Origin of the sequence: Afipia sp. 1NLS2, assembly GCF_000178995.1 — a bacterium.
In the GTDB taxonomy this organism is placed as follows: Bacteria; Pseudomonadota; Alphaproteobacteria; order Rhizobiales; family Xanthobacteraceae; genus Afipia.
Genome location: NZ_ADVZ01000003.1, coordinates 142383 through 168426 on the forward strand (window position 1 = coordinate 142383; position 26044 = coordinate 168426).

General features: G+C 58.7%; 24 protein-coding genes. 16 read left to right on the plus strand and 8 right to left on the minus strand.

Features of this window, described 5'->3' with window-relative positions:
- The first annotated feature begins 51 nt into the window (after window positions 1-51).
- Window positions 52-330 (plus strand): PepSY domain-containing protein, encoded by a 279-nt coding sequence (locus AFIDRAFT_RS12135; protein ID WP_009339768.1) that lies wholly within the window; start codon window positions 52-54, stop codon window positions 328-330.
- Between the two features lie 40 nt (window positions 331-370).
- Window positions 371-967, plus strand: coding sequence for a cytochrome b/b6 domain-containing protein (locus tag AFIDRAFT_RS12140; protein WP_048757387.1), 597 nt, complete (start codon window positions 371-373; stop codon window positions 965-967).
- 18 nt (window positions 968-985) lie between these two features.
- Here AFIDRAFT_RS12140 and AFIDRAFT_RS12145 read toward each other — a convergent pair whose 3' ends face one another.
- Window positions 986-2026: a carbon-nitrogen hydrolase family protein gene (locus AFIDRAFT_RS12145; RefSeq protein WP_009339770.1), complete on the minus strand. Its 1041-nt coding sequence runs from the start codon at window positions 2024-2026 to the stop codon at window positions 986-988.
- Between the two features lie 699 nt (window positions 2027-2725).
- Between AFIDRAFT_RS12145 and AFIDRAFT_RS12150 the strand changes: the two genes are divergently transcribed.
- The 5 genes from AFIDRAFT_RS12150 to AFIDRAFT_RS12170 are packed head-to-tail and all read left to right on the plus strand — an operon-like array spanning window position 2726 to window position 7377.
- Window positions 2726-3586 (plus strand): branched-chain amino acid ABC transporter permease, encoded by an 861-nt coding sequence (locus AFIDRAFT_RS12150; RefSeq protein WP_009339771.1) that lies wholly within the window; start codon window positions 2726-2728, stop codon window positions 3584-3586.
- Window positions 3583-4608, plus strand: coding sequence for a branched-chain amino acid ABC transporter permease (locus AFIDRAFT_RS12155; RefSeq protein ID WP_244469177.1), 1026 nt, complete (start codon window positions 3583-3585; stop codon window positions 4606-4608). The genes AFIDRAFT_RS12150 and AFIDRAFT_RS12155 overlap by 4 nt, the downstream gene beginning before the upstream one ends.
- Window positions 4605-5384, plus strand: coding sequence for an ABC transporter ATP-binding protein (locus tag AFIDRAFT_RS12160; RefSeq protein WP_009339773.1), 780 nt, complete (start codon window positions 4605-4607; stop codon window positions 5382-5384). Before AFIDRAFT_RS12155 ends, AFIDRAFT_RS12160 begins: the two co-directional genes overlap by 4 nt.
- Entirely contained in the window at window positions 5377-6075 is a 699-nt protein-coding gene (locus tag AFIDRAFT_RS12165; protein WP_009339774.1) for an ABC transporter ATP-binding protein, read from the plus strand. The genes AFIDRAFT_RS12160 and AFIDRAFT_RS12165 overlap by 8 nt, the downstream gene beginning before the upstream one ends.
- Before the next feature lie 24 nt (window positions 6076-6099).
- Window positions 6100-7377 (plus strand): ABC transporter substrate-binding protein, encoded by a 1278-nt coding sequence (locus AFIDRAFT_RS12170; protein WP_009339775.1) that lies wholly within the window; start codon window positions 6100-6102, stop codon window positions 7375-7377.
- Between the two features lie 53 nt (window positions 7378-7430).
- Here AFIDRAFT_RS12170 and AFIDRAFT_RS12175 read toward each other — a convergent pair whose 3' ends face one another.
- Window positions 7431-8378 carry a LysR family transcriptional regulator gene (locus tag AFIDRAFT_RS12175; protein WP_009339776.1) on the minus strand — a complete coding sequence of 316 codons (948 nt, stop codon included), beginning with the start codon at window positions 8376-8378 and terminating at the stop codon, window positions 7431-7433.
- A 276-nt stretch (window positions 8379-8654) separates the two neighbouring features.
- Here AFIDRAFT_RS12175 and AFIDRAFT_RS12180 point away from each other — a divergent pair, with 276 nt between their 5' ends.
- From AFIDRAFT_RS12180 to AFIDRAFT_RS12195, 4 genes are all read left to right on the plus strand, one after another.
- A complete protein-coding gene (locus tag AFIDRAFT_RS12180) occupies window positions 8655-10370 on the plus strand; it encodes an FAD-dependent oxidoreductase (RefSeq protein WP_009339777.1) in 1716 nt (571 codons plus the stop codon).
- Window positions 10364-11362 (plus strand): succinate dehydrogenase/fumarate reductase iron-sulfur subunit, encoded by a 999-nt coding sequence (locus AFIDRAFT_RS12185; RefSeq protein ID WP_040298392.1) that lies wholly within the window; start codon window positions 10364-10366, stop codon window positions 11360-11362. Before AFIDRAFT_RS12180 ends, AFIDRAFT_RS12185 begins: the two co-directional genes overlap by 7 nt.
- An 11-nt stretch (window positions 11363-11373) precedes the next feature.
- Window positions 11374-12240, plus strand: a complete 867-nt coding sequence (locus AFIDRAFT_RS12190) for a CoB--CoM heterodisulfide reductase iron-sulfur subunit B family protein (RefSeq protein ID WP_009339779.1) — start codon at window positions 11374-11376, stop codon at window positions 12238-12240.
- A 328-nt stretch (window positions 12241-12568) separates the two neighbouring features.
- Window positions 12569-13591: a cytochrome-c peroxidase gene (locus AFIDRAFT_RS12195; protein WP_040298393.1), complete on the plus strand. Its 1023-nt coding sequence runs from the start codon at window positions 12569-12571 to the stop codon at window positions 13589-13591.
- A 48-nt stretch (window positions 13592-13639) separates the two neighbouring features.
- Here the strand turns inward: AFIDRAFT_RS12195 and AFIDRAFT_RS20040 are convergent, their stop codons facing one another.
- Window positions 13640-13801 carry a hypothetical protein gene (locus AFIDRAFT_RS20040; protein ID WP_009339781.1) on the minus strand — a complete coding sequence of 54 codons (162 nt, stop codon included), beginning with the start codon at window positions 13799-13801 and terminating at the stop codon, window positions 13640-13642.
- 246 nt (window positions 13802-14047) lie between these two features.
- On the opposite strand from AFIDRAFT_RS20040, the gene AFIDRAFT_RS12205 reads away from it, so the two are divergent.
- On the plus strand, window positions 14048-15112 hold the full coding sequence (locus tag AFIDRAFT_RS12205; protein WP_009339782.1) for a hypothetical protein: 1065 nt from the start codon (window positions 14048-14050) through the stop codon (window positions 15110-15112).
- A gap of 29 nt (window positions 15113-15141) precedes the next feature.
- Here the strand turns inward: AFIDRAFT_RS12205 and AFIDRAFT_RS12210 are convergent, their stop codons facing one another.
- Window positions 15142-15528 (minus strand): cupredoxin domain-containing protein, encoded by a 387-nt coding sequence (locus AFIDRAFT_RS12210; RefSeq protein WP_009339783.1) that lies wholly within the window; start codon window positions 15526-15528, stop codon window positions 15142-15144.
- A gap of 247 nt (window positions 15529-15775) precedes the next feature.
- Between AFIDRAFT_RS12210 and AFIDRAFT_RS12215 the strand changes: the two genes are divergently transcribed.
- On the plus strand, window positions 15776-18652 hold the full coding sequence (locus AFIDRAFT_RS12215; protein WP_009339784.1) for an EAL domain-containing protein: 2877 nt from the start codon (window positions 15776-15778) through the stop codon (window positions 18650-18652).
- A 13-nt stretch (window positions 18653-18665) separates the two neighbouring features.
- Here AFIDRAFT_RS12215 and AFIDRAFT_RS12220 read toward each other — a convergent pair whose 3' ends face one another.
- The 3 genes from AFIDRAFT_RS12220 to AFIDRAFT_RS12230 are packed head-to-tail and all read right to left on the minus strand — an operon-like array spanning window position 18666 to window position 21862.
- Window positions 18666-19454: an HpcH/HpaI aldolase family protein gene (locus AFIDRAFT_RS12220; protein WP_009339785.1), complete on the minus strand. Its 789-nt coding sequence runs from the start codon at window positions 19452-19454 to the stop codon at window positions 18666-18668.
- Window positions 19455-19475: 21 nt separating this feature from the next.
- A complete protein-coding gene (gene gudD / locus AFIDRAFT_RS12225) occupies window positions 19476-20816 on the minus strand; it encodes a glucarate dehydratase (protein WP_040298396.1) in 1341 nt (446 codons plus the stop codon).
- 29 nt (window positions 20817-20845) lie between these two features.
- On the minus strand, window positions 20846-21862 hold the full coding sequence (locus tag AFIDRAFT_RS12230; RefSeq protein ID WP_009339787.1) for an ABC transporter substrate-binding protein: 1017 nt from the start codon (window positions 21860-21862) through the stop codon (window positions 20846-20848).
- A gap of 182 nt (window positions 21863-22044) precedes the next feature.
- Between AFIDRAFT_RS12230 and AFIDRAFT_RS12235 the strand changes: the two genes are divergently transcribed.
- Entirely contained in the window at window positions 22045-22947 is a 903-nt protein-coding gene (locus AFIDRAFT_RS12235; protein ID WP_009339788.1) for a LysR family transcriptional regulator, read from the plus strand.
- 11 nt (window positions 22948-22958) lie between these two features.
- Here AFIDRAFT_RS12235 and AFIDRAFT_RS12240 read toward each other — a convergent pair whose 3' ends face one another.
- The gene (locus AFIDRAFT_RS12240) at window positions 22959-23909 is read right to left on the minus strand and encodes a DMT family transporter (protein ID WP_009339789.1); all 951 of its coding nucleotides are present in this window, start codon (window positions 23907-23909) and stop codon (window positions 22959-22961) included.
- Window positions 23910-24203: 294 nt separating this feature from the next.
- Between AFIDRAFT_RS12240 and soxC the strand changes: the two genes are divergently transcribed.
- A complete protein-coding gene (soxC, locus tag AFIDRAFT_RS12250; RefSeq protein ID WP_009339790.1) occupies window positions 24204-25496 on the plus strand; it encodes a sulfite dehydrogenase in 1293 nt (430 codons plus the stop codon).
- Window positions 25477-26040: a c-type cytochrome gene (locus tag AFIDRAFT_RS12255; RefSeq protein WP_009339791.1), complete on the plus strand. Its 564-nt coding sequence runs from the start codon at window positions 25477-25479 to the stop codon at window positions 26038-26040. Before soxC ends, AFIDRAFT_RS12255 begins: the two co-directional genes overlap by 20 nt.
- The last annotated feature ends 4 nt before the right edge of the window (window positions 26041-26044 follow it).

The window sequence follows — 26044 nt, forward strand, 5'->3', positions numbered from 1 at the left end:
AGAACTCGTTGTGGCAAACAATTCCTCGAATTGAATCATGGAGACGTAATTATGAAGATCGCAATGCCCTTGGCTTTGGCCGCTGGCTTTTCACTGGCTTTGGGTGGAGCTTGTCTCGCCGATGGATTTAAAGATTGCACAAAGCTCGAAAAGGCGAAGTGGAAGCCTGCCAGCGAAGCGGAGGCGAAGGCAAGCGCCGCCGGATACGAGGTGCGCCGTTCCAAGGTGGAAGGTACGTGTTACGAAGTTTACGGCGTAAAAGATGGAAAGCTGTTCGAGCTGTTTTACAGCCCTGAAGACCTTACTCTAAAACACACTATCAAAAAATAAGAGCCGTCCGTCGGCGGCGGACAGGCTAGCTAGCGATTGTATGTCTACAGAGGACGATCATTCACGGTCCCATGTTTACGTCTGGGACCTGCCGCTTCGAATCGTACATTGGTCGTTAGCTGCGTCTATTGTCGTGGCGTGGTTGAGCGCGGTTGTTTTCGACTCGTTGCATAGGCAGGCTGGATATATCGCAATCGCTCTTGTCTCATTCCGGATCATCTGGGGTTTCGTAGGGTCCGATTCCGCGCGCCTCAGCCGGCTGACATTTCTATTGCCCAATGCAATCCGGTTTCTACGCAGACTCATGCGGGGTCGAACCGGCGGTTACGTCGGCCTCAACCCCGCAGGAGCTGTGATGCTTGTGGCATCGCTTGGCCTGACGTTGATTTCGGGCATTAGCGGATGGATGCAGATTACCGTCAGGTTTTTCGGTGTTGCGTGGGTTCAAGTGCTGCACACGTGGTCATCTTACGCCCTGCTTGCCTTGGCAGCCGTGCATGTTCTGGGTGTCGCGATGGTTAGCATCATGCAACGCCAAAACCTCGTTGTTGCCATGTTCACCGGGAAGAAAAAGAGAAGATCTCTCGGGCGCGCATATGGGCCAGACAAGGTGCTCCATTCTTCCAAGGATGCATGACACGCGCTCGAGGCCCGGTTATGGCTTCGCGTGACTGAAGTTGTCTTCCATAAAGGATGCGTCGTCCGCATTTTGAGATGACGCCTCTACGTCATCAACGAATGTAATCGGATGCTGACGTTTACGATTGACGGTCAGGGAAAAGATGTCGAACCGGTTATAGTAGCCGGTGACGTCGTGGTATTGCTTGGGCTCCACGCAGCGGCTTAGGTCGAACTCGGCGTAGGCGATGCCTTCATCGTCTTGAAGAAAATCGCCGACAGGTGCTCCGGTGGGATCGACGAAGAAGCTCGCGGCGCGCGAGCTGCGATCGAGGGTGTCCGCGACCTTTGGATCTCGATCCACCAGGAATTTTCGCATCGCTGAATCCATATATCCCGCGGTGTTCATTCCAAATGCCTTGGCTTCAAATGAATGCGCGCTGGAGCGAATGCGGTTGGCTTCGACATTGTTATAATTGGTGCCGTTGCCGGCAGGGCGGGTTGGCCATAAGGCGGGCCAGCTTGAAATATGAATCTGCTCGGCTTGCGCGATAAGAGCGTAGCGTGCCAGCGGGTTGGTATTCTCGCCGCAGATCAGTTGACCGACACGGCCGACCGGCGTTTCGACAACCTTGAGCCCGGCGCCATCGCCTGGAGCCCAGGTCAGCTTTTCATAAAACGTCGGAACCAGCTTGCGGTGATGGTTCAGAATGCCTCCGTCAGGCCCGATCATGATGAAGGAATTCCACAGCGCCCCCACGCTGGCCGGCGAGCTTTCGCTGATACCCATCGAAACGCAGACGCCAAGTGCTTTTGCCTCGCGCCGCAAAGCGGCGATCTCGGGGCCGTTCGCGGACACCGACTGGTTCGCCATGAGCGAGAACAGATCGTGGTTTTCAGTAGGCGCCCACAGTCCTGACCACACCGGAAAAGCAGGAATAAAGGTTTCGGGGAACGCAATCAGTTGCGCGCCGCCGCGAGCGGCTTCCCGGATAATCGAAATTGCCTTGGCGGTGGTCGCGGTACGATCGAGAAAAACCGGCGCCGCATGTACGGCAGCGACTTTAACGTGCGGCATCACCAATTTCCTTTTGTCGTGAGAGTTGTTGGGTGATTGCGGGTGAGCGCGACATGGCGGTCCTTCGCAAGTCGATTCAAAACGTCGCAAGTGGGCATGTGAGTGTCAATTGGCGTCTCGTGATCGCTTGATTGTATGCCGCTCGTAATCTGAAATCCTCGTGGTGCAAGGTCTCGGCAGGTATGCTTTGATGATCTGTTCATGATCGCCCGTGGTTAGCTGGAGCGAATTGGATCCGGCAACCTGTGTTGTTATCCTTCGGTGCGCCATCACCTTTCACTCATGCCTGTTGCGCTGCACGTCAGTGTGTTGCGATTGCTCATGCATTTTCGCGGCGCAATAACCTCATTTCGAAGATGCAAGCCAAAGCCTGAGGCAGTGCGTCACACCCCCAATGTTGGGCGCCGCCGTCGTGTGGCATCGTGTTTCAAGTGCAGGATATTGCGCATATTTCGGCGCTGGAACGAGCTGCAATCATGCACGGTGTGGTGCAAAAAAGCCGATTGCGGTAGCTGCAAACCCATGGTCGCCTGCCATCCATAAAAGATTTCGCATTCCGGTAGCCATCGAGCATCCGGTTAAAGCGGACAGGGAGGGGACTGTGAACATCTTGTGGCTTCGCGAGAGGTCTTTTGTGCCGTCAACCGATGGCTGGCTGCGCGCGGTTTTCAATAAACCGCACGCTGACGGTGGCCGGCCATGATGGACACATTGCTGCTGCTGGCACTCAACGGATTGATCTGGGGCCTGATCATCGCGCTCATCGCGCTTGGCCTGTCGGTGATATTCGGCCTCCTTGACATCATCAACATTGCCCACGGCGACTTCTTCATGGTCGGCACTGTGCTGGCCTGGTTCGTGCTGGAAGCGACTGGAAATTTCTGGATCGGCTTTCTGATCGTGCCGTTGATCTGCTTCATTCTCGGTGCGTTGATCCAGCGCGTGGTGATTCAGCCGATCCGCGGCGCGGCCGCGCTGTCGATTGTCGCAACCTTCGGCGTGTCGCTGATCCTCCAGGAAGTTGTGCGCATGACGTTCGGTGCGACGCCGCGCCGCATTCTGCCGCCGGTCGAAGGCACGCTGTCGTTGTTCGGAATTCAGTACGACATCTACCGGCTCTATGCCGCCGGTTTTTCGATCGCTGCCCTGGCTGCGTTCTTTCTTTTCCTGAACTACACGAAAATCGGAACATGGATGCGCGCGGTGCGGCATGACCGGGAAACTGCGACCGCAATGGGAATCCCGGCGAAGCTTGTCTACGTTTTGACATTCGCCGTCGGGTTCGCACTTGCCGGTTTCGGCGGTGTCGTCGCGGCGCCCATCACCACGGTTGATTTCAGGGGTGGTGTAGACCTGCTGCCGGTGTGCTTCATCGCGGTCATTATCGGTGGACTCGGAAACCTTCCGGGCACCGCCGCCGCGGCGATCCTTCTGGCGCTGATGGAAGGCATCATTCAAAGCGTCGCCAATCCCACCGTCGCGCGCATTTCTTCGTTGGTGTTGATGAGTGCTGTGTTGTTGCTGCGGCCACAAGGCCTGTTCAAGGGATTTGCGAAGTGACGGCATCATCGAATGGTCGTATCGCAATCGAGCGCGGTGTCATGGTGGCATTCGCCGCGTTCCTGTTGACGGTGCCGTGGACGATCCCGGCGCTCATCAACAGTTTTTGGGTCAGCGTCATCGCCGAAATTCTGATCTGGTCGCTGTTCGCGGCCAGCGCGAACCTGCTGTTCGGCTATGTCGGATTGCTCTCATTCGGGCAGGCATTGTTCTTCGGCTTCGGGATGTATGGCGTCGCGATTGGCATCGATCAGCTCGGCCTGTCGTTCTGGCCGGCCTTTGGCCTTGGAATTGCAGCTTCGATGGCAATGGCGCTGGTCGCAGGCGTTTTTGCGGTTCGTCTGACCTGGCATTATTTCGCGATCATCACCGTCGTGTTCTCGCTGATTTTCTATTTCCTCGCGGTCTCCATGAAATGGCTGACCGGTGGCGACGATGGCATCAACTTCTCGCTGCCGCCGACATTCTCCCTCGGCTCGGCGCAATGGAGTCTCGCGGACGCGAATTTCCAATACTATTTCATCCTTGCGACGGTCGCGGTCTGCTTTTTGCTGATGCGTCTCGTGATCGGAAGTTCGCTTGGCAAGGCGTTCCTGGCGGTTCGCGAGAACGATGTCAGAGCTTCGTTGATCGGGTTGAATGTTTATCTGATCCGGCTGACAGCATTTGTGATGGCGGGCTTCTTGGCCGGCGTATCAGGAGTGTTGTTTGCATTCTTCGGCCGTTACGCCTCGGCCACCTACATGTTCTATCACGTCTCCGGTGAGGGGTTGGTGTGGGCCATTGTCGGCGGAGCGGGAACGCTGTTCGGGCCGGTTATCGGCACCACGGTTTTCATCATCATCCGGGAAGTCGTCTCGTCACATTGGGAGCATCACTCGCTGATTGTCGGCGTACTTGCGATTCTTGTGGTGATTTTCGCGCCGAAGGGATTGGTCGGGCTGTGGCGCGAGACCGTCGATCGGATGATGGCGCCGCGCGCGGAGCGTGCCAGCCCCGCAAAAGTAAGGGTCGAGTCATGAGCGAAACGATCCTTCGAACCGAAAATCTGACGAAGCGCTTTGGCGGTCTGACGGCGACGGACAATCTCAGCCTCAATCTGTCAGGCGGTCGTCTTCAGGCGATCATCGGGCCGAACGGTGCCGGCAAGACAACGCTGTTCAATTTGATTTCGGGCCTGTTGAGGCCTGACAGCGGCCGCATCTTCTTTCGGGACCGGGATATCACCGGTTTGCGGCCGCACGAGATCAGCCGGCTTGGCGTCAAGCGAACCATGCAGATCAAAAGCGTTTTCAATCAGCTCAGTGTGATGGAGAACCTGTGGATCACGCGGCAGGCCTCGCAGCGGTCTCTTCATCCGTTCCGCCCCGCCTCGCGAGACAACGCCACGCGCGAGCGCGTCGAGCAGGCTCTTGAACAGGTCGGCATGACTGCACTCGCCAATCGTATCGCGGGAACGCTGTCTTATGGCGATGTCGCGATGCTTGAGATCGGAATGGCTTTGATTTCCGACCCGAAGCTTTTGTTGCTTGACGAACCAATCTGCGGAATGAGCCCCGCCGAGACCGAGCGGGCGGTTGAGAAGATTCGCGAGCTCGCACGCAGGATCGATATCATCATCATCGAACATGACATGGAGGTGGTGTTCAACATCGCTGACCACATCACTGTGCTGGCGCAAGGCGCGATCCTCGTCAGCGGCGATCCCGATGAAATCTCCAATAACGAGCGGGTGCGCGAAGCCTATCTTGGCCGCCCGGAAGATGAAGATTACCTCGAGGAGGCGGCCCATGCTTAGCCTCCATAATGTTCACGTCCATATCGGCAAGTTGCATATCCTCCAGGGTGTCAATCTTGAGATCAAGCCGGGTGAATCGGCGGCGCTACTGGGACGCAATGGTGTCGGAAAAACCACGACGTTGCGCGCGATCATGGGATTGGCTGCCAAGAGCAGCGGCTCGATTGAGTTCGACGGCACTGACCTTTCCGGTATGGCGCCGCATAAGGTGCCGCGCACCGGCATCGGCTATGTGCCTCAGGGTCGCGGCATCTTCCCCAATCTGTCGGTGATGGAGAATCTCTGCATCGGGCTTCCCGGCAAGCGCGATACCGAGCGGGAGGACTATGTCTTTACCTGTTTCCCGCGGTTGAAGGAGCGCATCAAGCAGGCTGGCAATACGCTCTCGGGCGGCGAACAGCAGATGCTCGCGATTGCCCGGTGCCTGATGATGCGGCCGAAGCTCATTATTCTGGACGAGCCGACCGAAGGCATCATGCCGCTACTGGTGTCGCAGATCAGGCGCGAAATCTACCGCATCAATCAAAGCGGGGTATCGATCCTGCTGGTCGAGCAGAATGTCGAGACCGCACTCAAACTTTGCCCGCGTGTGTTCCTCATGGAAAAGGGCACTGTCGTTTATTCCGGTACGTCGCACGAATTGAAATCGCAGACCTCGATCGTGCACCGTTATCTTGGTCTGTCCCGTTAGTCTGACTTTCAAGGAGAGAAGATCATGGCCAAAAAACTTACGCGCCGCAGCTTCCTCGAATGCGCGCTCGCAGGCGGCGCAGCGGCGGGCACCGCTAACCTTACAATCATGAGGGATGCTTTCGCGCAAGCATCCGGTCCGATCGTCATCGGTCATCATTGCGATTTGACCGGCGTGATTTCGTCTTGGGGCGTGTGGCATGACAGATGCGCACGCGCTGCCGTCGATATCATCAACCAGGGTGGCGGCATTGCGGGCCGCAAGGTCGAGCTTGCGACGGAAGATACCGAATCCAATCCGGCGAGCGGTGCTCGTAAACTACGAAACCTGATCCAGCGCGCCAATGCCGAGTTTATCATCGGCTCGGTTCACTCCGGCGTCATGCTGGCCGCGATCCCGATCGCGTCCGAACTGAAGACCATTTATTTCTCGAATGGCGAGGCAACCGAGGCGACGGGCTCCAAGGGCACCCGTTATTCGTTCCGCACCGGCACCGATACTTACTCGATTGCTGCGGCGAGCATGCCGTGGTGCGTCGAGAACTTCGGCAAGACCTGGTCGATCATTTACGCAGATTATGCCTGGGGCCAGAGCACCAATCAGGAATCCCGCCACTTCATCGAAAAAGCGGGCGGCAAGATTCTCAACAGCATCGCGGTGCCGCTCGATACCAAGGACTTCGTACCTTATCTGGCGCAGATTTCCGCGGACACCGAGGTGTTGCTGCCGGCCTTCATCGGCTCGCTGTCGCTCGGCTTCTATACCCAGGCGAAGAGCATGGGCCTCGACAAGAAGATGAAGATGTTCTCGTCGTCGGCGAGCATCGAATCGATCGCGCCGGACGACATTCAGGGTGCGGCCGAAGGCGTCTATTTCTTCGAGAACTTCCCGCGCATGCTCACGTCGAAGAATGACGAGTATCACAAGGAGTTCAACAAGCGGCTCAATATCGACGATGTCGATGCGCGCCAGATCGGCGGAACGGCGGTGATGGACAAGAGTCATTGCTGGCAGGCGTGGGAAGATATCTTCGCGCTCAAGCAAGCCATTGAGAAATCCGGCTATAAGACGCGCAAGGATGTCGAAGGTGTCATTCGGGTGCTTGAAGGCATGGAGATGAAGAATTCTCTCGGCCATCCGCAGGGCGACAAAATGATCCGCAAGGAGGATCATGCCGGCATCATGGATTGCTACATCAGCCGCGTCGTCAATGGCAAATTGACGTTGCAGAAGAAGGTATCGAAAGAGGACCTTCTGAAAAACATGCCTGTGCGTCACAACCTGTCGGCAATGCCGGTGTGACGCGGCACGCGGCGGGCAATCATCCCTCCAGAGGTGATTGCCCGCTTGCTGCTTCAGATTTTGACAGTTGCCAGATCCCGCTCTTCGAGAGCCAGCGTTTCTCCGAGAAGAAACCGTTTGTCGGCTGCGAAGATACGGGCGATGGCCTTCGCAGACCGGCTGATGGTTTTCAGGACATGCTGATCGCGCCCGACCGACATCCAGACAGGACGCAGGCTGCGGATCTCATCCGGCATGACCCGGAACAGTGCCTCGTTCTCCTCGCCGACAAAGGTCGGAAGCACGACGAGGCCGGCGCCTGCGATGGCTGCGTTGCGCTGCGCGATCACGCTGTTGCTGCAAAATGCCAGATGGGCGTTGGGCACGATCTGGTCGAGCCATTTGACCGATTCGATCGTGATCATTTCGGGGATGTAGCCGACATAGCGGTGCGACCCGAGTTCGGCTTGCGATGTCGGCAGGCCATGATGCGCACGGTATCGCTCCGAACCATAAAGATAGATCGCGGTCTCGCCGATTTGCTGGCTGATAAGGCCGGGAATCTGGGGATCGAAAAAGCTCAGAAAGATGTCGGTCTCTTTCTTCAGGAGGTCGACGATGTGAGGATTGCTGAACAGTTCGATCCGGATGCTGGGGTCGTCGAGCGTGATATCCTGAATGCGGCGGGCGAGGTAGCCGCTCGCCAACCCTTCCATCGTGGCCACCCGGATGGCCCGGGTCTGGGTTTCGACATGTCCGATCGCCTCGTGCATCGCGGCGGCATGCACCTCCATCTGGCGAATATGTTCGAGCAGGTGCTCGGTCTCCGGCCGCGCGGTAATGCCGCGGTTGGAGCGGTCGAAGAGACGCCGCTCCAGGATCAGTTCGACATGCGCGATCCGCCGGGTCACCGTGGAGTGATCGACCTTCAGGATTTTTGCCGCGCTGTAGATGCTGCCCTGACGCGCCACTTCGAGGATCACCCGAAGGTCGTCCCAGGCGAGCCTGTCCAGCTTAGACATGGTCACTCCTTCCGCCGCGCCTCCGCCAACGAGCGCAGTTTGACGCCGATATTGCAGTTATCGAATCGACCGCGTCAATTACCGCAACTGCGGCAACCTCGATCAAGGCTGGCTGCACGCAAACACTGGCGGGTGCAAAAACGCCTAATGCGAGGGCTGGCATACCACACTACTTTGCAAGCAAATCTGCGTTTTGGCCCTCAATTCTGTCAGCGAAGGGTTGGTGATGCAGATCGATATGAGTTGACCGCTGAGGCGCGGCAAGAGACTTGATCGATGCAGATCATAACAACCGGCGTTGTCGTAGTGGGTGGAGGAGCGGCCGGATGCTACGCGGCGCTTGAGCTGTCCCGAAAGGGGATCGACTCGGTTATTGTCTGCAAGGGATTGGTCGGCAAAAGCGGCGCCTCACTTTTCGCGGGAAATCTTGTTCTCGGAGGCGGCCTGCTGGGCAACACACCGGAGCAGGGCCGCAACACTGCAGAATTCCTGATCAAGTATCATAATCAGTTTCTGATCGATCAGAACTGGGCCAAGCGATGCGGCCAGTGGATCGAGAACGTCTACTATCCCGAACTTGAGGAGGCCGGTCTTTATTTCCGTCGCGACGACGATGGCAATGTCGTCACCAGCCCCGGCAAGATCAGAAGCATTGCGGCGAACATCCAGGGCAATTCCGGCGTGCCGTTCATGGATCTGCGTCGCAAGCAGGTAATGAAGGCAGGCATTCGCCGGCTTGAGGAAACGACCGTCACATCGCTACTGCACGGGGCCGACGGAAAGGTGTGCGGAGTCTTCGCCGTTAACTGCATGACCGGCGAATACAGCGTCGTTGTCGGGCGTGCTGTCATTCTTGCCACCGGCTATTCGGATCGCTTGCATATCCGTTCGACCGGCACGCGAGAGATGTCCGGCGACGGCATTGCGATGGCATGGCGGGCAGGGGCCAGCCTCGTCAATCTCGAAATGCAATGGTGGCACACCAACGATGTGGCTCACCCCCCGACCTGGCAGCGGGTGCAGATTTATCCCAACCCGGTTCTGGGGTCGGATCACTCGGCGCGGATGGTGAACTCTTCCGGCGAGGAGTTTTTCAACCAGCAGGTCGACGATCCGATGGCGTTCGGGCCCTACACCATTCAGCTCAAGAGGCTGGTGAAGCAGGTGCATGCCGGAAAGGCGCGCTATGACGGCGGCTATTACGCTGGTTTCGATCACGTCGATTTCAAGGAGATCGACGCTTACACGACATACGGCAAGCCATTCTACCAGCTTGGTCTCGACCCACGCAAAGGGCCGATCGAAACCGCCGTTACCGCACATTACCGGCAGGGCGGAATCCTGGTCGATAACTCCAACATGCGCTCATCGGTGCCGGGACTTTATGTCGCCGGTGGTGTCGGCGGTCACAGTAACGGCTTGATCGCGCTGGTGACGTTCGATGGCAAGACCGTTGCGGACGGCATTGCTGCCGATTTCGACAAGCTCCAGTCCGGCAAGGTGCCTGACGATGAAATCGAGCGGGAGCGCCACCGTATCGAGGCGATGCTGATGATGGATGGAGACGGCTTCACGCCTGTCGTGGTGAAGGAAAAGATTCGGCGGGTCATGTGGGAGAAAGCCGGCATTGAGAAAAATCACGCCGGTCTGACGAGCGCGCTGGAAGATCTCGATCGCATTCGTGCATCCGTGCTGCCGAACATGAAGGTCAAGAACCGGACGCGCGTCGCGAATTACGAATGGCTCGATGCGATCGATGTTCACAACATGATCGACGCCGCGGAACTGGTCGTTCATTCGTCCATCGAGCGCCGCGAGAGCCGCGGCCCGTTCATGCGGACGGATTTCCCCGAGACGGACAATGAGAACTGGCTGGCTGCGAATGTCATGATCAAGACCGACAATGGCTTCCGGTTTGAACGAAATCCTTATGAACTGACGTTCTTCCAGCCCGGCTTTGCACGCCGCGACAACATGATGGTGCCGTGGTGAACCTGCAGATCGACGCGCGGAGCATCGGAAAGGTCGAAAACTCGGACGGGTTGCTGGCGCGCAATACGCGGCTCAATTTCGGCGATCCGGTCCACGTTCGTGTTCGCAGGTTTGATGCCGAACACCCCGAACAGTCCGAATTCGAAAGCTTCGTTGTTCCTTACGACACTTCGATGCGGGTGCTGGATGCGCTGAATTACATCGCGGAGAATTTCGCGACCGATCTGGCGTATCGCTGGCTGTGCGGAACGAAGATGTGCGGGACTTGTGCGGTCAGGATGAACGGTCGCGAGGTGCTGGCTTGCTGGGAAAGCGTCGAGCCCGAGATGACGATCGAGCCGCTGCGGAATTTACCCGTCATTCGCGATCTGGTTGTCGACCGCAGTCCCTACGAAGCGCGTGTGGCAAAGTTCGAGCCGTGGCTTGAGCGCCCCTCCGATTATGCCGGCTTCCCGGAGCCGTTGTCCCACAAGGACATGAAGAATGCCTCGAAGGCGCTGGATTGCATCAGTTGCATGTCGTGCTTTTCGGCTTGCCCGGTTGTCGGCCTTGGCGGCTTGACGAATTTTGCCGGGCCGGCGCCCCTGGTCCAGCTTGCTCAAACCGCACTCGATTCCCGGAACGATCCGGCCAAGGTGGCGCGCGCGCTCGAGCACGCAGGCATTTTCAATTGTGTGTCTTGCTACAAGTGCGAAGAGGCCTGTCCGGCGAAAATTCCAATCGTCACGCGGATCATCGAGCCGCTGAAGGCAAAGACAGCCGCGCTGGTGCCGCACGCGGCGCGACACTCGCTGGCCTTCAAGACGATTATCGCTTCGCGGGGGCGGATCGATCCGAGCGAACTCGTCCTGCGCGTACAGGGGCCGAAAGTGCTGCTGCAAATCGTCCGTGCCTGGCGATTGCTGGTGCGGGGCAAGATCAATCCGTGGAAAACCCTCTTCGGGAAAAGCCCGGGCGCAGCGAAAGCCGCGTCCCGCATCCTCGATCAGTAGAAGGCCGCATCATGAAGTTTGCGTATTATCCCGGCTGCTCGGCGAAAAGCACATGTGCAGAATTGAACGTCGCGTTGCGCAAGGTCGCGGTCGCGCTCGATCTGCAATTGACCGAACTTGAATCGGCAACCTGCACCGGCGCGCGGGAACTGCGGGCCATCGATCCCGTCGGTTTTTTGACGCTGAATGTCCGGATTCTCGCACTCGCAGAGCAGCAAGGACTGCCGTTGATGACGGTCTGCAACACCTGCACGCTCAATCTGATCGATGCCAATGCCACCTTCGCGGAAGACAAGAATCTTGCCCGGCAGGTGAATCAGCGGCTCGCGGAGGAAGGCCTTGAATACAAGGGTACGACCCGTGTGACCCATTTCCTGTGGATGTTGTTCGAAGATATCGGCAGCGAGCGACTGCAGAAGATGGTGGTCAATCCTTTGACTGGAATGTCCGTGGCGGCCTTCTATGGATGTCACATCACTCGGCCGCCAGAGAAATATGGGTTTATCGATTCACGCAACAACCGTTCGCTGGAGCAGCTTTCCGAGCTTCTTGGCTGCAAGCCGGTGGATTATACTGGCCGCACCGAATGCTGCGGTTTTCATACTGCCGCGCATGACGAGCGCATCGCGATCAAGCTGACCGGCCAGCATATCCAGTCTGCCAAGACCAACGGCGCGCATGCGATGGTGACGCCGTGCCCGCTCTGTCATACGGTGCTCGATAGTTTCCAGAAGGAAATCGAGAAGGATGCCGGGAAGAAACTCAATATGCCGGTGCTTCATTTGCCCCAACTCGTAGGGTTGGCGCTTGGCATGTCGCATGAAGAATTGCGCCTCGATAAACACGTTATCTCGACCGAAGCGCTGCGGTCGCTTTGATCGAAGGGAGTACTGAACACTTGGCTTCGTGAACGGCGATAGAGATATTATCAAGCCCGTGCCGAGAAATCGGTGAGGCGTTGATCTAGGTAAGGAGCGGCAAAGTATCCCGCGCCGCTTTCGGTTAGGGTGGCAACCGGATACCAGTGCGATGAGCTAAGAGGTTCCGGAACTGACATTACATTGAGCTCTGGATGGCGAAAAATTTTAAGTAAACGCGAATGCTAGGGATCGTTTGCCCCCTAGGCCTTTGGGATAGGGGCGCCACTACCAAACCTTAAGGCTTGCTAAAGCATATCCAAGCCAATGTTTAGCTTGGTGAAATGCGATGAAACGACGGACGGGACTGGCCTTTGCAGCGCTGCTGCTTTTCGGACTGCCAATGGGATATCTGGCAGCCGCGGGGCTGCATGATCTCGATGCCGTTCGGGCAAAATATCGCCGGCCCGCCACGATCCCTTTCCCTGACGACAATCCCTATTCCAAGGCGAAGGCCCACTTAGGGAAAATGCTGTTCTTCGACCCGCTGCTGTCCGGGTCGCGCAAGCATTCGTGCTCCTCGTGCCATGTGCCGGCCAAGTCATGGGGCGACGGGTTGCCGCACGCGATCGGCGAAGATCCCGCAGGGATGGAAATCCGTACGCCGACCCTGATCGATATCGCGTTCGTGGATATCCTTGGGTGGGATGGAAAGTTTTCCGATCTGGAATCGGTGACCTTCGGGCCGCTGACGAGCCCGCAGAACATGAACATCACCGAACGCGAACTGGTGCGGCGGCTGCGCGCGCTGCCACGTTATACCGCGGCCTTTGCCAAGGCGTTTGGCGACAAGCACGTCACGCGGCGGCGCATCGAACTGGCGATCGCAACCTATGAGCGCACCATTGTTGCGGGCGAAGCGCCGTTCGACCGCTGGATCATGGGAGACGAGAGCGCGATTTCCCCGCAGGCCAAGCGCGGGTTCGCCTTGTTCAATGGCAAGGCGCACTGCTCAAGCTGCCACAGCGGGCCTTCGTTCACTGATGGATCGTTTCAGGATATCGGCTCTGCGACCGGCAATGATATCGGGCGAGGCCGATTGTTTCCGACTTCCGAGAAGCTGCAATACGCCTTCAAGACTCCGACATTGCGTGATGTCGCGGACCGCGGACCGTATATGCATGACGGTTCGGTCGCGACGCTGGAAGGCGTGATCGAGCTTTATAATAAAGGCGGCATCGATCGTCCGAGCCGCTCGCCCTCGATCAAGCCTCTTGGACTGACGGCAGCGGAAAAAGCGGAGCTGATCGCTTTTCTCAAGACACTCTCGGCGCCCGCGGTCGAAGCGCACTCACCGAAGCTGGCCAAGTAACAGGTTAAGCGAGAGCAGGAGAGGCGGCGCGCCGCTTAAGCCGCACGATCAGGTGTAATGCTGCAGCACCGATCCCAGCAGGCCGAAGCCCGCGAACAGGAGCGTGCCGGCGCAGGTTTCCAGTATCTCGCGATGTGGGATGTGCCTGTCGGCGGCGATCGCCAATGCAGAGCCGCCCAAAACGCTCGCCACACTCAGCAAGGCAATCATTCCACTCTCCTGAAATAGGTCGGCCATCAAAATGGACTTGATGAGCTTAAGTTCGGTGATTTGAATCCGTAGAATTTGAAATGCTTGAAATATTCGTCTCAAGTTATTGAGCTGGCTAGTTCATTCGTCTCCTTAACAATCGTTAACCACAAAACAAGGCCTCGTCAGACTACGCTCGCTCGATTCTGAAAATCCAGTATAGTAAACAAACCCTTTATATAATCGCTAAAAAAATCGGGGCTGGTGATGATGACCTATTGTGAGCGGCTTGGCTCCGCGCTCCGTTGTTCATCCTCGATGTTCTTTCGTTTCGCGCTTGTTGTCTTGTTCGGCGCCATCGGCACCGAAAGTGCGAGCGCTCATGTCAAATGGTTCTGCGCCTACAACGTCGCCGGGCAGCCAGAGGGGCTGGAGAACGTGCTGTGCCAGGATTTTGAAATCCTGGTCTTCGTTGCCATCGTCTGGCTTTTCGCGGGCTGTCTGATCGAGAGGACATCGGTCGGCGATGCCATGTTGCGTTCGATGGATCGGGTCACCAGCGGATTGCAGGTCAATACCGAACTGATCGTCCGCGCGACTGTCTTTTTCTTTTTCGTCTCGTTATGGGCCATTGGCGGGATCATTCTGACGCCGGAACTGAAATCGACGTCAGCCATTATCGGCCCGATCCAACTGGTGATCATTGCCTGCCTGTTGTCGCGGCGCACCTTGCCGATCTCCGCGCTCGGCATCGCCACTCTTTTCGGCATCGCGGTCCATGATTACGGGATTTTTCATCTGGCCGATTACCCGATCTTTCTCGGTATCGCCGCCTATCTCGCTCTGACCGGACTTCAGAAGAAGTTCTTCGGAATCGAGCCGATCGATGTCATGCGTTATGCGACGGCCATCACGCTGATGTGGGCTTCCGTCGAAAAGTGGGCTTATCCGCAGTGGAGCTTCCCGATTTTCGTCACCCATCCGGGCATCACGTTCGGGTTCGACCAGGACTTCTATATGCGTGCGGCGGGTGTCGTTGAGTTCACGCTGGCGTTCGCCCTGTTGTGGACTCCGCTGGTCCGGCGTTGCGCGGCAGCCATCCTTGCCGGAATGTTCATCGCCGCATGTTTCGAGTTCGGCAAGATCGACCTGATCGGGCACTCGGGCATCATTGCGGTGCTATTTGCGATCATCGCTGACAACCGGCGTGTCGCGGAAAACGACCGTCGCGTGCCGATACTTGCCCCGGCGACTTTTTGTGCCGCGCTCGCGACGACGCTTTTTGTCTATTATGTCGGGCACGCTTATTTGTTCAGCACGACGATTTTGTAAAATCGAACGGGTGCCGGATTCGAAGCTGCTTATTTGACGCTCACGAGCAGCTTCATCTTGGGGTGAATCGCGCAAAGTACGGTGAAATTGCCCGCGACCGGGAAGGTCACCTCGAATTTGCTGCCGGGCTTCTGGTCTCCGGAATCAAATTGAAATTCCGGGGACTTGAGATAGGCGTGATGGAGCAGTTCGCCATCATCGTTAATGAAGCGTAAGGCCTCACCGCGATTTATGGTGATCTGGCCCGGCTGGAACTGCCGGTTTTTTTGAGAAATCTGATACGGACCCACCGCCAGTGCCGCTCCCGTGAGCAGGCCGCCGAGGCTTGCGGCAATAATCTGGAACCCGAGATGCCGCGTGATGGCGAGAAGCCGTCTGTGCCCAAGCATCTTCTTCTCCTTGGCGGTCCCGTTCATCGCGGAACCCTGAACGATAAGATGCACCAACTGGTTACCATGACTCGCGACGCCTTTTACTCAATACCGCCTGATACTGCCTGTAAACGTTATATGGCTATTTGGATAGTCGATGTCACCTCAGAATAGGCCACATCGAGGGAGAGTGGCGTGAGACAAGAATGTCTTCTTCAGCCAATGAAGAAAGCGAAGTTTCAGTATGAGGGTTTTACCGGGCCGCAGGGCCGATCGCGGATCGTTTCTCGCGATGCCCCGCCGTCTTCTGGCCGCCATGCCAGTCAAAGGAACTATTCGGACGCAAATTCTGATCTGCTGCCTGTTGATGAGCGCCATCACAGCGGCACTCGGCGTCTACGCGACATCCGGCATTAGGCACGCAGCGGATCTGGTCGCCAAGACCTTCGATGAATCGCTGATGTCGATCAATTATGCGCGCGCGGCTGCTGCCGACTTCTCCAATATGCGCGCGGCTTCCTCCCGCCGGCTGGTGAGTACGGATCCTGCGTCGCGCGCAGCCCTCGACAAGGAAATCGACAGTCTCGGAAAGACGCTCCACGAAGACCTCAACATCGCTGCCGAACGCTCTCAATCCACTCTTGCCGTCGCCTCAGCGAGGAAGGTGCAGGAGGCCGCCGACGCGTGGACCGCGCTGCATCACAAGGTCGTGCTGGAGGAAGATGCGACGGACAACCCGACCGATGGGAAGGGGCAGAGCACGCAGGCCGCCAGTCTCGATAATTATGCCAAGGTTGTCGACCAGCAGGTTGACCTGCTGATCAATTACACGGCGGGCGATGGCTTTCTGTTTCGCCAGCATGCGCTTTCCGCGATCAACCGCGACATCAACTTCAATCTGGTCGCGCTGGCCGCGGCGCTGATCTTGTCCGGATTCCTATCGTGGCGGTTAAGCCGCCGGATCATCGGGCCGGTTGCGGTGGCGTCAAAGGCTGCGCGCAACATCGCGGAGGGCAAGCTCGATGTCGATATTCCCGCCGGAGGCGAGGATGAGCTCGGCACGCTGATCACCGCTATGGGCGTCATGCGTAACAACATCAGGGATATGATGGAGCGGGAGATCGCTCAGCGGCGCTCCGCGCAAGCGCGCCTCACCGATGCACTTGAAACCTCCCAGGAAGGCGTCGTTCTGCTTCAGGCTGATGGTCAGGTTGCGTTGGCTAACTCTCGCGCGTGCGAATTCCTGGCGGAGGCGCCAGACCTGCTGCGTTGCAGCCCATTCGAGGATCAGTGGATTGAAAACCCGCTGGTCGATTTTGCGCCTGCGGCGCTGCGGGATTCGGCAAGCGAGGCTCGCCTTCCGAACGGGCGCTGGCTGCGCGTCAGCCGCAGCATGACGCAGGAGCGCGGCGTGATCGTCGTTTTCAGCGACATCACCGCCCTGAAGATGCAGGAAGAGCAACTTCACGAAACCAACCGGAGGCTCGACGCCGCGCTCGAGAATATGTCGCAAGGCCTGTGCCTGTATGACAAGGATGCGCGTCTTCAAGTCGTCAATCGCCGGTTCTGCGAGATATTCAATATTCCGGTGGGCTCCGTTCATGCCGGCATGAGCTTCGAATCCGTCCTGATGCTGAGTGTCATGGCTGGAAATCATGCGGGTCAGAACGTCAGCGACCTCTTGGCTGAACGGCAACGCTTCCTGTCCCGCGAGAAGATCGACAGTTACTATCAGCAACTCAGCGATGATCGCGTGATTTGCGTCAGGCACAGGCCGGCCTCCGATGGGGGATGGCTGACGACATGTGAGGATGTCACCGAGCAGCGTCAGGCGGAGTCGAAGATTACTTTCATGGCCCGCCACGATGCGCTGACCCGTCTTCCGAATCGCGTTCTGTTGGCGGAACGGATCGAACAGGCGATTGCGCAAGTCGGGCGCGGGTCCGGCTTTGCGATCCTCTGTCTCGACCTCGATAATTTCAAGCAGGTCAACGATACGCTCGGCCATGCGGTGGGTGACGAATTGCTGTGTGCCGTCGCTGACAGGCTGGGGTCCTGTGTTCGCGAGATCGATACGGTCGCCCGCCTTGGCGGCGACGAATTTGCGATCATCCAGGCCGACACCCAGCGCCCGGAGGATGCCGCGCGGCTGGCGCGGCGCATTGTCGAATGTCTTGGCGAGCCTTATGAGTTCGACGGACAACGCATCGTTATCGGTTGCAGCGTGGGCATTTCCCTCTCGCCGGGCGATGGCACATCGGGCGAAAAGCTTCTGAAGAACGCGGATGTCGCCTTGTATCGTGCAAAGGCGGAGGGCCGAGGAATCTGGCGGTTCTTCGAGACCGAGATGGATGAAAGCCTGCAGAAGCGCCGCGCATTGGAGCTCGATCTGCGGGAGGCCATGGACAAGAAGCAGTTCGAGCTTTTTTACCAGCCGCTGTATGACATCGATCTCGACAAGGTCTGCGGCTTCGAAGCCCTGCTGCGCTGGCGTCATCCGGTCCATGGCGTGGTGACGCCCGAACAGTTCATCTCCGTCGCCGAAGAGATCGGCCTCATCATCCCGCTGGGCGAATGGGTGATCCAGCAGGCGTGCCGGGAGGCCGCGTTATGGCCGGACGATCTTAAGGTCGCGGTGAATGTCTCTTCCGTGCAATTTCGCAGCCCGCGATTGCTGGAAGCTTTCTCGTCCGCCTTGGCCAGTTCGAAACTTCCGCCGAAGCGGCTGGAGCTCGAAATCACGGAATCCGTTCTTCTCACCAACAACGGCGAAACCACGGAAACCCTACACAAGCTTCGCGCCCTCGGGCTGCGGATCGCACTGGATGATTTCGGAACCGGCTATTCGTCGTTGAGTTATTTGCGCAGCTTCCCCTTCGACAAGCTGAAGATCGATCAGTCGTTCGTTCGCGATCTGACCGATGCCGAAGGCTCCAGGGTCATTATCCGAGCAATCGTCAGCCTGGGTAAGAGCCTCGGTATGCGGACGACGGCGGAGGGCGTGCAGAATATCGCGCAACTCAATTATATTGCGGCGGAAGGCTGCAATGAGGTGCAGGGCTATTTCTTCAGCAAACCGGTTGCCGCATCCGAAGTTCCGTCCGTCATCCGGACATGCCGGAACAGGCTCAAGAAGGATGCAGAGGGAATCTATGCGCTGAGCAATTGAAGGCGCTAGCCGGTCAATAAGCCGACGCGGCAGGGGCCTTTATGCCGCTTCGCATCTTCGACATCACCTGCTGGGCACCGGCGGTCATCAGGCGTGAATCCGAACCGATGGTCACGAGGCGGAAGCCGCGTTCGATGCGCTTCAGCGCCATCTCGGGCGTTCCGTTGTGAATACACGGAATGACGCCATGCTCGTTGGCTTTGGCGAGGACCATGTCGATGGCTTCCGCGACGGGCTTGTCGACGTCGTCGAAGGTTGGCGCGCATCCGAGTGACAGCGACAGATCAGCTGGGCCGATGTAGACGGCATCGAGCCCTTTGACCGAGAGGATTTCGTCGAGCTTGTCGAGCGCCTGCTGGGTTTCGATCATGGCCAGCGTGACGATGGTTTCGTTCGCCTTTTGCGGATAATCGGCACCGGCATAAAGCGTCGCGCGGATGGGACCCAGGCTGCGCCCGCCGTCCGGCGGGTAGCGGCAGGCGCGGACGAATTTCTCGGCATCCTCGCGGCAATTCACCATCGGGCAGATGATGCCATAGGCGCCTGCATCCAGCGTCTTCATGATGATGCCGGGATCGAGCCATGGCACGCGCGCGATCGGGACCGTGGGTGTCGTCGAGATCGCGGTGAACATCGCGACCGCAGATGCATAGTCGGTGACGCCGTGCTGCAAATCGACGGTCAGCGTGTCCCAGCCCTGATGGGCCATGACCTCGGCGGAGAACGAGCTTGGAATGGCGAGCCATCCGTTGACGACAGCGCCGCCGCTTTTCCAGATCGAGCGAATTTTGTTTTCACGCATTATTTTTGTCCTCGATGAAAACTAGCGCACCATGCAGGGCTGCTTGGGATTGAACGTCCAGTTCGGGATGAGGAATTGCATGGCGGCGGCATCGTCGCGCGCGCCCAGCCCATGCTTTTTGTAAAGCGCGTGCGCTTTCTCGATCTCGGCCATGTCGGGTTCGATGCCGAGGCCGTGACGTTCCGGCACCTTGATCATGCCATTCCTGATTTGCAGCGGCTCTTTGGTGAGGCGCTGGCCGTCCTGCCAGATCCAGTGCGTGTCGAGCGCGGTGATCCGTCCCGGCGCGGCCGCTCCGACCTGCGTGAACATGGCAAGGGAAATGTCGAAGTGATTGTTGGAATGCGAGCCCCATGTCAGGCCCCATTCGTGGCAGATCTGCGCGACACGCACCGAGCCCTGCATCGTCCAGAAATGCGGGTCGGCGAGCGGAATATCGACGGCGTGCAACTGGATCGCGTGGCCGAGCTGGCGCCAATCGGTCGCGACCATGTTGGTCGCGGTCGGAAGACCCGTGGCGCGGCGAAACTCCGCCATGATCTCGCGGCCGGAATATCCCTGTTCGGCGCCACAGGGGTCTTCGGCGTAAGTCATGATGTCACCGCGTCCCTTGCAAAGCCGGATCGCTTCTTCGAGTGACCACGCGCCATTGGGATCGAGATTGATGCGCGCATCGGGAAAGCGCTTCTTCAGCGCGGCGATGGCGGCGACTTCGTCCTCGCCCGCGAGCACGCCACCCTTCAGCTTGAAATCCTTGAAGCCGTAACGCTGCTCTGTGGCTTCGGCGAGCCGGACGATGGCTTCAGGCGTCAGCGCAACCTCATGGCGCAGAGAGGTCCAGTCGTCCCTGGCCGAGGACTCGTGATGATAGGGCAGGTTAGTTTTGTTGCGGTCGCCGACATAGAACAGGTAGCCCAGCATCTCGACGGCGTCGCGTTGCTGTCCTTCGCCGAGCAAAGCTGCAACGGGCACCTGAAGATGCTGTCCCAACAGATCGAGCGAGGCCGCCTCAAGCGCGGTGACGGCGTGAATCGTGGTGCGCAGATCGAAGGTCTGCAGGCCGCGGCCACCGGAATCCCGGTCTCCGAAGGCCTTTCGAACTGCGTTCAGGATCGCCTGATAGGAGCCGATTGGTTTGCCGATCACCAGCTCGCAGGCGTCTTCTAGCGTGTTGCGGATCTTCTCGCCGCCCGGCACTTCACCGACGCCGGTATGGCCCGAATTGTCAGTGAGAATGACGATATTCCGGGTGAAGAACGGGCCATGCGCGCCGGAGAGATTGAGCAGCATGCTATCCCGGCCCGCGACCGGGATAACACGCATGTTCGTCACGATTGGTGTCGAAGTCTGTGTCACGTTCATCCCTTCGTCATTCAATCGTGGGGTAGGTGCTAGTTGCCCGGCAAGCTGTGGGCGATGGGAAGGTAGTAATCCTTCCATGACTTCGGCTCGGTCTTCAACGTACCGATCTTGTAGAGATGCTGCGCGAACTTCATAACGCCCTGCGGCTGCGGATTGAACTCCATCATCATGGGTTCTTTCAGATAGGACAGCAGATCGACGTCGCTGGTCGTGTCGTGCGTGACCTCTTTATACATCTTGACCGCATCCGCAGTGTGTTCGCGAATAAAGGCCTGCGCTTCCAGCGTCGCGGCATAAATGGCCTGAATGGCCTTGGGATTGGCATCGGCGAACTTGGTCGTGCAGAAGAACTGCGACTGCGTCAGCGGGCTGCCGATGATGTCCTGCGACTGGACGACGATGTGCGCGCCGGGGACGCTCTTTAACTCGCGGAACTGGAAGGGCGGTGCGGCGAAGTGGTTGCGGATTTCGCTCGTTGGATTGGTCATGGCGCCGAATGCGTCGGGATGCCCGAGCTGAACCGTGTTGGCGTCGAACTTGGCATATTCCTTGTCGCCAAACATCTTGGCGGCGGCCATTTGCAGCAGAATGGCCTGAGTCGAGACCTTGATGGTTGGCACGGCAATCCTGTCGCTGGGCTTGATGTCGGCCAGCGTCTTGATGTTTGCATCGCGCGAGATCAGGGCCAGCGGCAGGGCGGAGCTTGCGACAATCGCCTTCACGCCGCCTTTGGTGCGGTCGTTGAGAAGCAGCAGATTGCCGACGCCGGTATTCACCACCTGGATGTTGCCCGCGAGCAGCGCATCGGTCTGCGCGCCGCCGCCGCTGAGGTTGACCCAGTTGACCTTGAAATCCTTCAGGCCAAGCTTGGCGGCCTGCTTCTCGATCAGGTTCATCTTCTCCATCACGTGGCTTGGCAGGTACACGATGCCCGGTTGCCGGGTGATGGTGATCTCGGTCTTTTCCTGTGCGAATGCGGGGCCTGCACCGAGAAGTGCCAGCCCCAATATTGCGGTACGATAAATCTTGCTCGGCAGTGCCCTCATTGCCTTATCCTCCCTGTTGTTTCGTCCCATGGTCCGGCTGTCGCGGACTTTACGTCCCCTTTCGCGAGGGGTTATGTCTTGGCGAGAAGGCTATCCGGGTGCTGCGGGCGGGTCTAATCCAAAGGGTAGATGGATCGATACAATTCTTGTATTGATGAAAAGGCCGCCGCGAGGAGCGTCCGTTGTTCGAACTCAATCAGCTTGTCTGTTTCGTGACGCTGGCGGAAGAATTGCACTTCGGCCGCGCCGCGCGCAGGCTGGCGATGACGCAGCCGCCGCTCAGCCGGCAGATTCAGCTTCTCGAACATCACCTCGATACCAAACTGTTCGACCGCACCAGTCGCACCGTGCGTTTAACGCCTGCGGGAGAGCGGTTTCTCGTCGAGGCGCGCCAGATCCTGCGGCTGGCGGAAGGAGCCTCGTCGCTCGCCAAGAAAGTGGCGCTCGGGAAAACCGGCTCGATCCGGATCGGCTTCACCGCCGCATCCGCTTACGATTTCGTGCCGCGCTTGGTGACGGCATGTCAGGCGGAATTGCCGGATGTCGATCTGTCGCTGAAGGAGATGGTGTCCGGCGACCAGATGGAGGCGCTCGGCTCGGGTCAGATCGATATCGGCTTTATCCGTCCGCTTCTGGTCCGGCACGGCATCGAATCCATGAAGGTGTTCGCCGAAGGCATGTGTCTGGCGGCCCCGGCCGGGCATCCGCTGGCGCGCAAGAGATCGCCCACGTTGCGCGATCTGCACGAGCAGCCCTTCGTCATGTACTCGCCGCATGAGTCCCGCTACTTCCATGAACTGGTTGTGGCGCAACTGGCGCAGGCCAACGTCCAGCCGCGCTATGTGCAGTATCTCGGGCAGGTTCATTCCCTGCTGTCACTGGTGCGGGCCGGGCTTGGGCTGGCGCTGGTTCCGGAATCCGCGACCGGACTTCACCTCGATAATGTGGTGATGCGGCCGGTCGCGTTGCGCTCAAAAGCTCCGGTCGAGGTTCATGCGGTCTGGCGGCGCGATGCCGCGTCGCCGCTGATCCCGCAGATCATCGCAATCGCCAAGCGGCTGGCTCACCGGCCGCGCCGCCGCTAACCACCAGCGGTTCAGTATTGCGCGTCCTTCTCGTCCTCGGACATTGAGCCGATGGCGGCCGTGGGCATTTCCCGCAAGCGTTTCAGGCCGAGCAGCCGTTCGCGCACAATCACGAAAATGCCAGCGCCGGCGATGATGGCCGCTCCGCCGAGAACATAACCCGTCGGCACCTCGTCGAAGACCCAGTAGCCGAGCAGGAACGCCCAGATCATCGCGGAATAATCCAGCGGCGCGAGAAAAGAGGCGGGCGCGTAACGGTAGCTCTCGGTAAAGCCCATCTGACCGAGCCCGCCGGTGATTCCGATCCCGATCAGAAGCAGCCAGTGCAGCGGTGTCGCCGGTAGGGTCCAGCCGAACGGAATCGTGAACAGCGAAGACGTCAACACGATCAGCGCCATGAAAGTCACGACGGCTGGCGTCGTCTCTGTCGCCGTGATGCGCCGGATCTGGATGGTCGCGCCTGCGGTCGTGCATGCGTTCATCAGTGCGAACATGATGCCGAGGCCGATCGTCGAGGACCAGGCGACGTGGTTTCGGAAATATGGAACGAGCATCAGCAGGACGCCGCAGAATCCGACGGCGACGGCGGACCACCGGTAGGCCCGCACTTCTTCCTTGAGAACCAGCCACGAGAACACGACCGTCAGCAGTGGCGCGATATAGACGATGGCGGTGTAATCGCCGATCGGCATCCGCGCGAGTGCTGCAAAGGTGCAGAAGGTGCCGACAACGGCAAAGCTGCCGCGAATGAGGTGCGCGGCCGGATTTTTCGTCTTGAACGCCTGATCGAGTTCGCCGCGCAGCCCGAAGAAAAGAAAGATGGGAATCAGGGCAAACAGCGAGCGGAAGAATGCGACCTCTCCGGCGGGATAGGCTCCTTCCAGATAGCGTGCCTGGGCGCCCATCAGCGCGAACATGATCGTGCTGAAAAGCTTGAACGAAATCGCCGGAATGATTTTCATTGAAACGGATCGTATGGCGGTTCGGGAAGCATGCGCCGCCGCGTGGCATCCCTTTACTACCGGCGTAACGCTTTTGGCAATTTCGTTGCGAATGGCAGGTGCGCTTCTGGCGCCATTTGTATCGCATAGTGGGAAAATTGACGCTCTCCCGATCCTGGATGAGTATCGAAGCACGAAGACTCACGGAGATGATGTCTTCGATCTATTCGAGCCGGTTGGCTTCCTCGGGGCGCAATCCCAAAGGCAAGTGCGATCGGCGTGTCTCGTGCGAAATATGTTTGCAGGGAGGACGACGTGACATCACGACAGAAGGATTCCGTCCGCGCGTCTGCGGCGACGCGGCGGCAGTTTATCGGCGCGGGCTCCGCGATGCTGGGCGGTGCGGCGATTGCGGTGGCGAGTGGAGGGAAGGCCGCTGCGCTTGATGCATCGGCCGATCCGAACGGGCCGCCGAACATTCCGGAGTGGATGAAGCAGCCCGGCGCCGATGTCGGCAGCCAGATCTATGGCACGCCGTCACCCTTCGAGAAGAAGGTGGTGCGCAATGTTCCGAAGAAACTCAAGCAATACACATCGGCATCCAGCCGCACGCCCTTGCAGGAATTGGACGGCATCATTACGCCGAACGGCGTTTTCTATGAGCGCCATCATGGCGGCATCCCGGAAATCGATCCGGCGCAGCACCGGCTGATGATCCATGGTCTCGTGGAGCGGCCGATGATCTTCACCATGGATCAGATCCGGCGCTATCCCTCCGAATCCCGGATTCACTTCCTTGAATGTTCGGGCAATCCAGGCTTCGAGGCGATCTACAGCAAGACGGCGTCTGATCTTGTCGGGCTCTTGAGCTGCGCCGAATGGACTGGCGTGCCGCTCAAGACGGTGCTGGATGATGTCGGCTTGAAGCCCGGTGCAAAATGGATCGTTGCCGAAGGCGCGGATGCGGCGGCGCTCACCCGCAGCATTCCGATCGAGAAATGTCTCGACGACGCGATGCTGGTCTACAGCCAGAACGGCGAGCGGTTGCGCCCCGCGCAGGGTTATCCGCTGCGCCTGCTGTTGCCGGGCTTTGAGGGCAACACCAACGTCAAATGGCTGCGCCGGCTGCATGTCGTGACCGAGCCGGTCTACTCTCGCGAGGAAACGTCGAAATATACCGATCTGATGCCGGACGGGACGGCGCGGCAATTCACTTTCTATATGGAAGCGAAGTCGATCATCACGCGCCCGTCAGGCACCCAGAAGATCGAAAAGGGCTTCAACGAGATCACCGGCCTCGCCTGGAGCGGCCACGGCAAGATCGCCAAGGTCGATATTTCCACCGATGGCGGCAAGAGTTGGCAGACGGCCAAGCTACAGGAGCCGGTTCTCACCCGTGCTTTGGTGCGTTTCCGCTTCCCATGGACGTGGGATGGCAAACCCACTGTCATTCTCAGCCGTGCGACGGATGAAACTGGTTATGTGCAGCCGAGCTTCGATGAGTTGAAGGCGGTGCGCGGATTGAAGTCGTTTTACCACAACAATGCGATGCAGCCGTGGAAGGTCGCGGAGAGCGGGGAGGTCAGCAATGCGAACGTCAAGGCTTAAGCTGGCAGGTGCCGCGATTGTTGTTCTCGCCGCGGCGACGGCCGCCGATGCGCAGCCGAAATACGGCTTCGGAAACCCGGCGACACCGGCGGAAATCGCCGCGTGGAATATCGACGTCGACCGCGACGGCAAGGCCTTGCCGCCGGGCAAGGGAAGTGTCGCGCAGGGGCACGAGGTGTTTGCGGCCCAGTGCGCGTCATGTCACGGCGAGAAGGGCGAAGGTGGTCTCGGCGACAAGCTCGTCGGCGGGCAGGGCACGCTCGCCACGCCGAAGCCGGTGAAGACCGTCGGCAGCTTCTGGCCTTATGCGCCGACGCTGTTCGACTATATCCGCCGGGCGATGCCGCTGAACGCACCGCAGTCCCTGACCAACGATGAGGTCTATGCGGTGTCGGCCTACGTTCTCAATCTGAACGGTCTGGTACCGGACAACGCGACGCTCGATGCCAAGTCGCTCGCTGCTGTGAAGATGCCAAACCGCAACGGGTTCGTTCAGGACCCGCGCCCGGATGCACATAACAAGGCGTGCATGAGCAACTGCTAGGCTG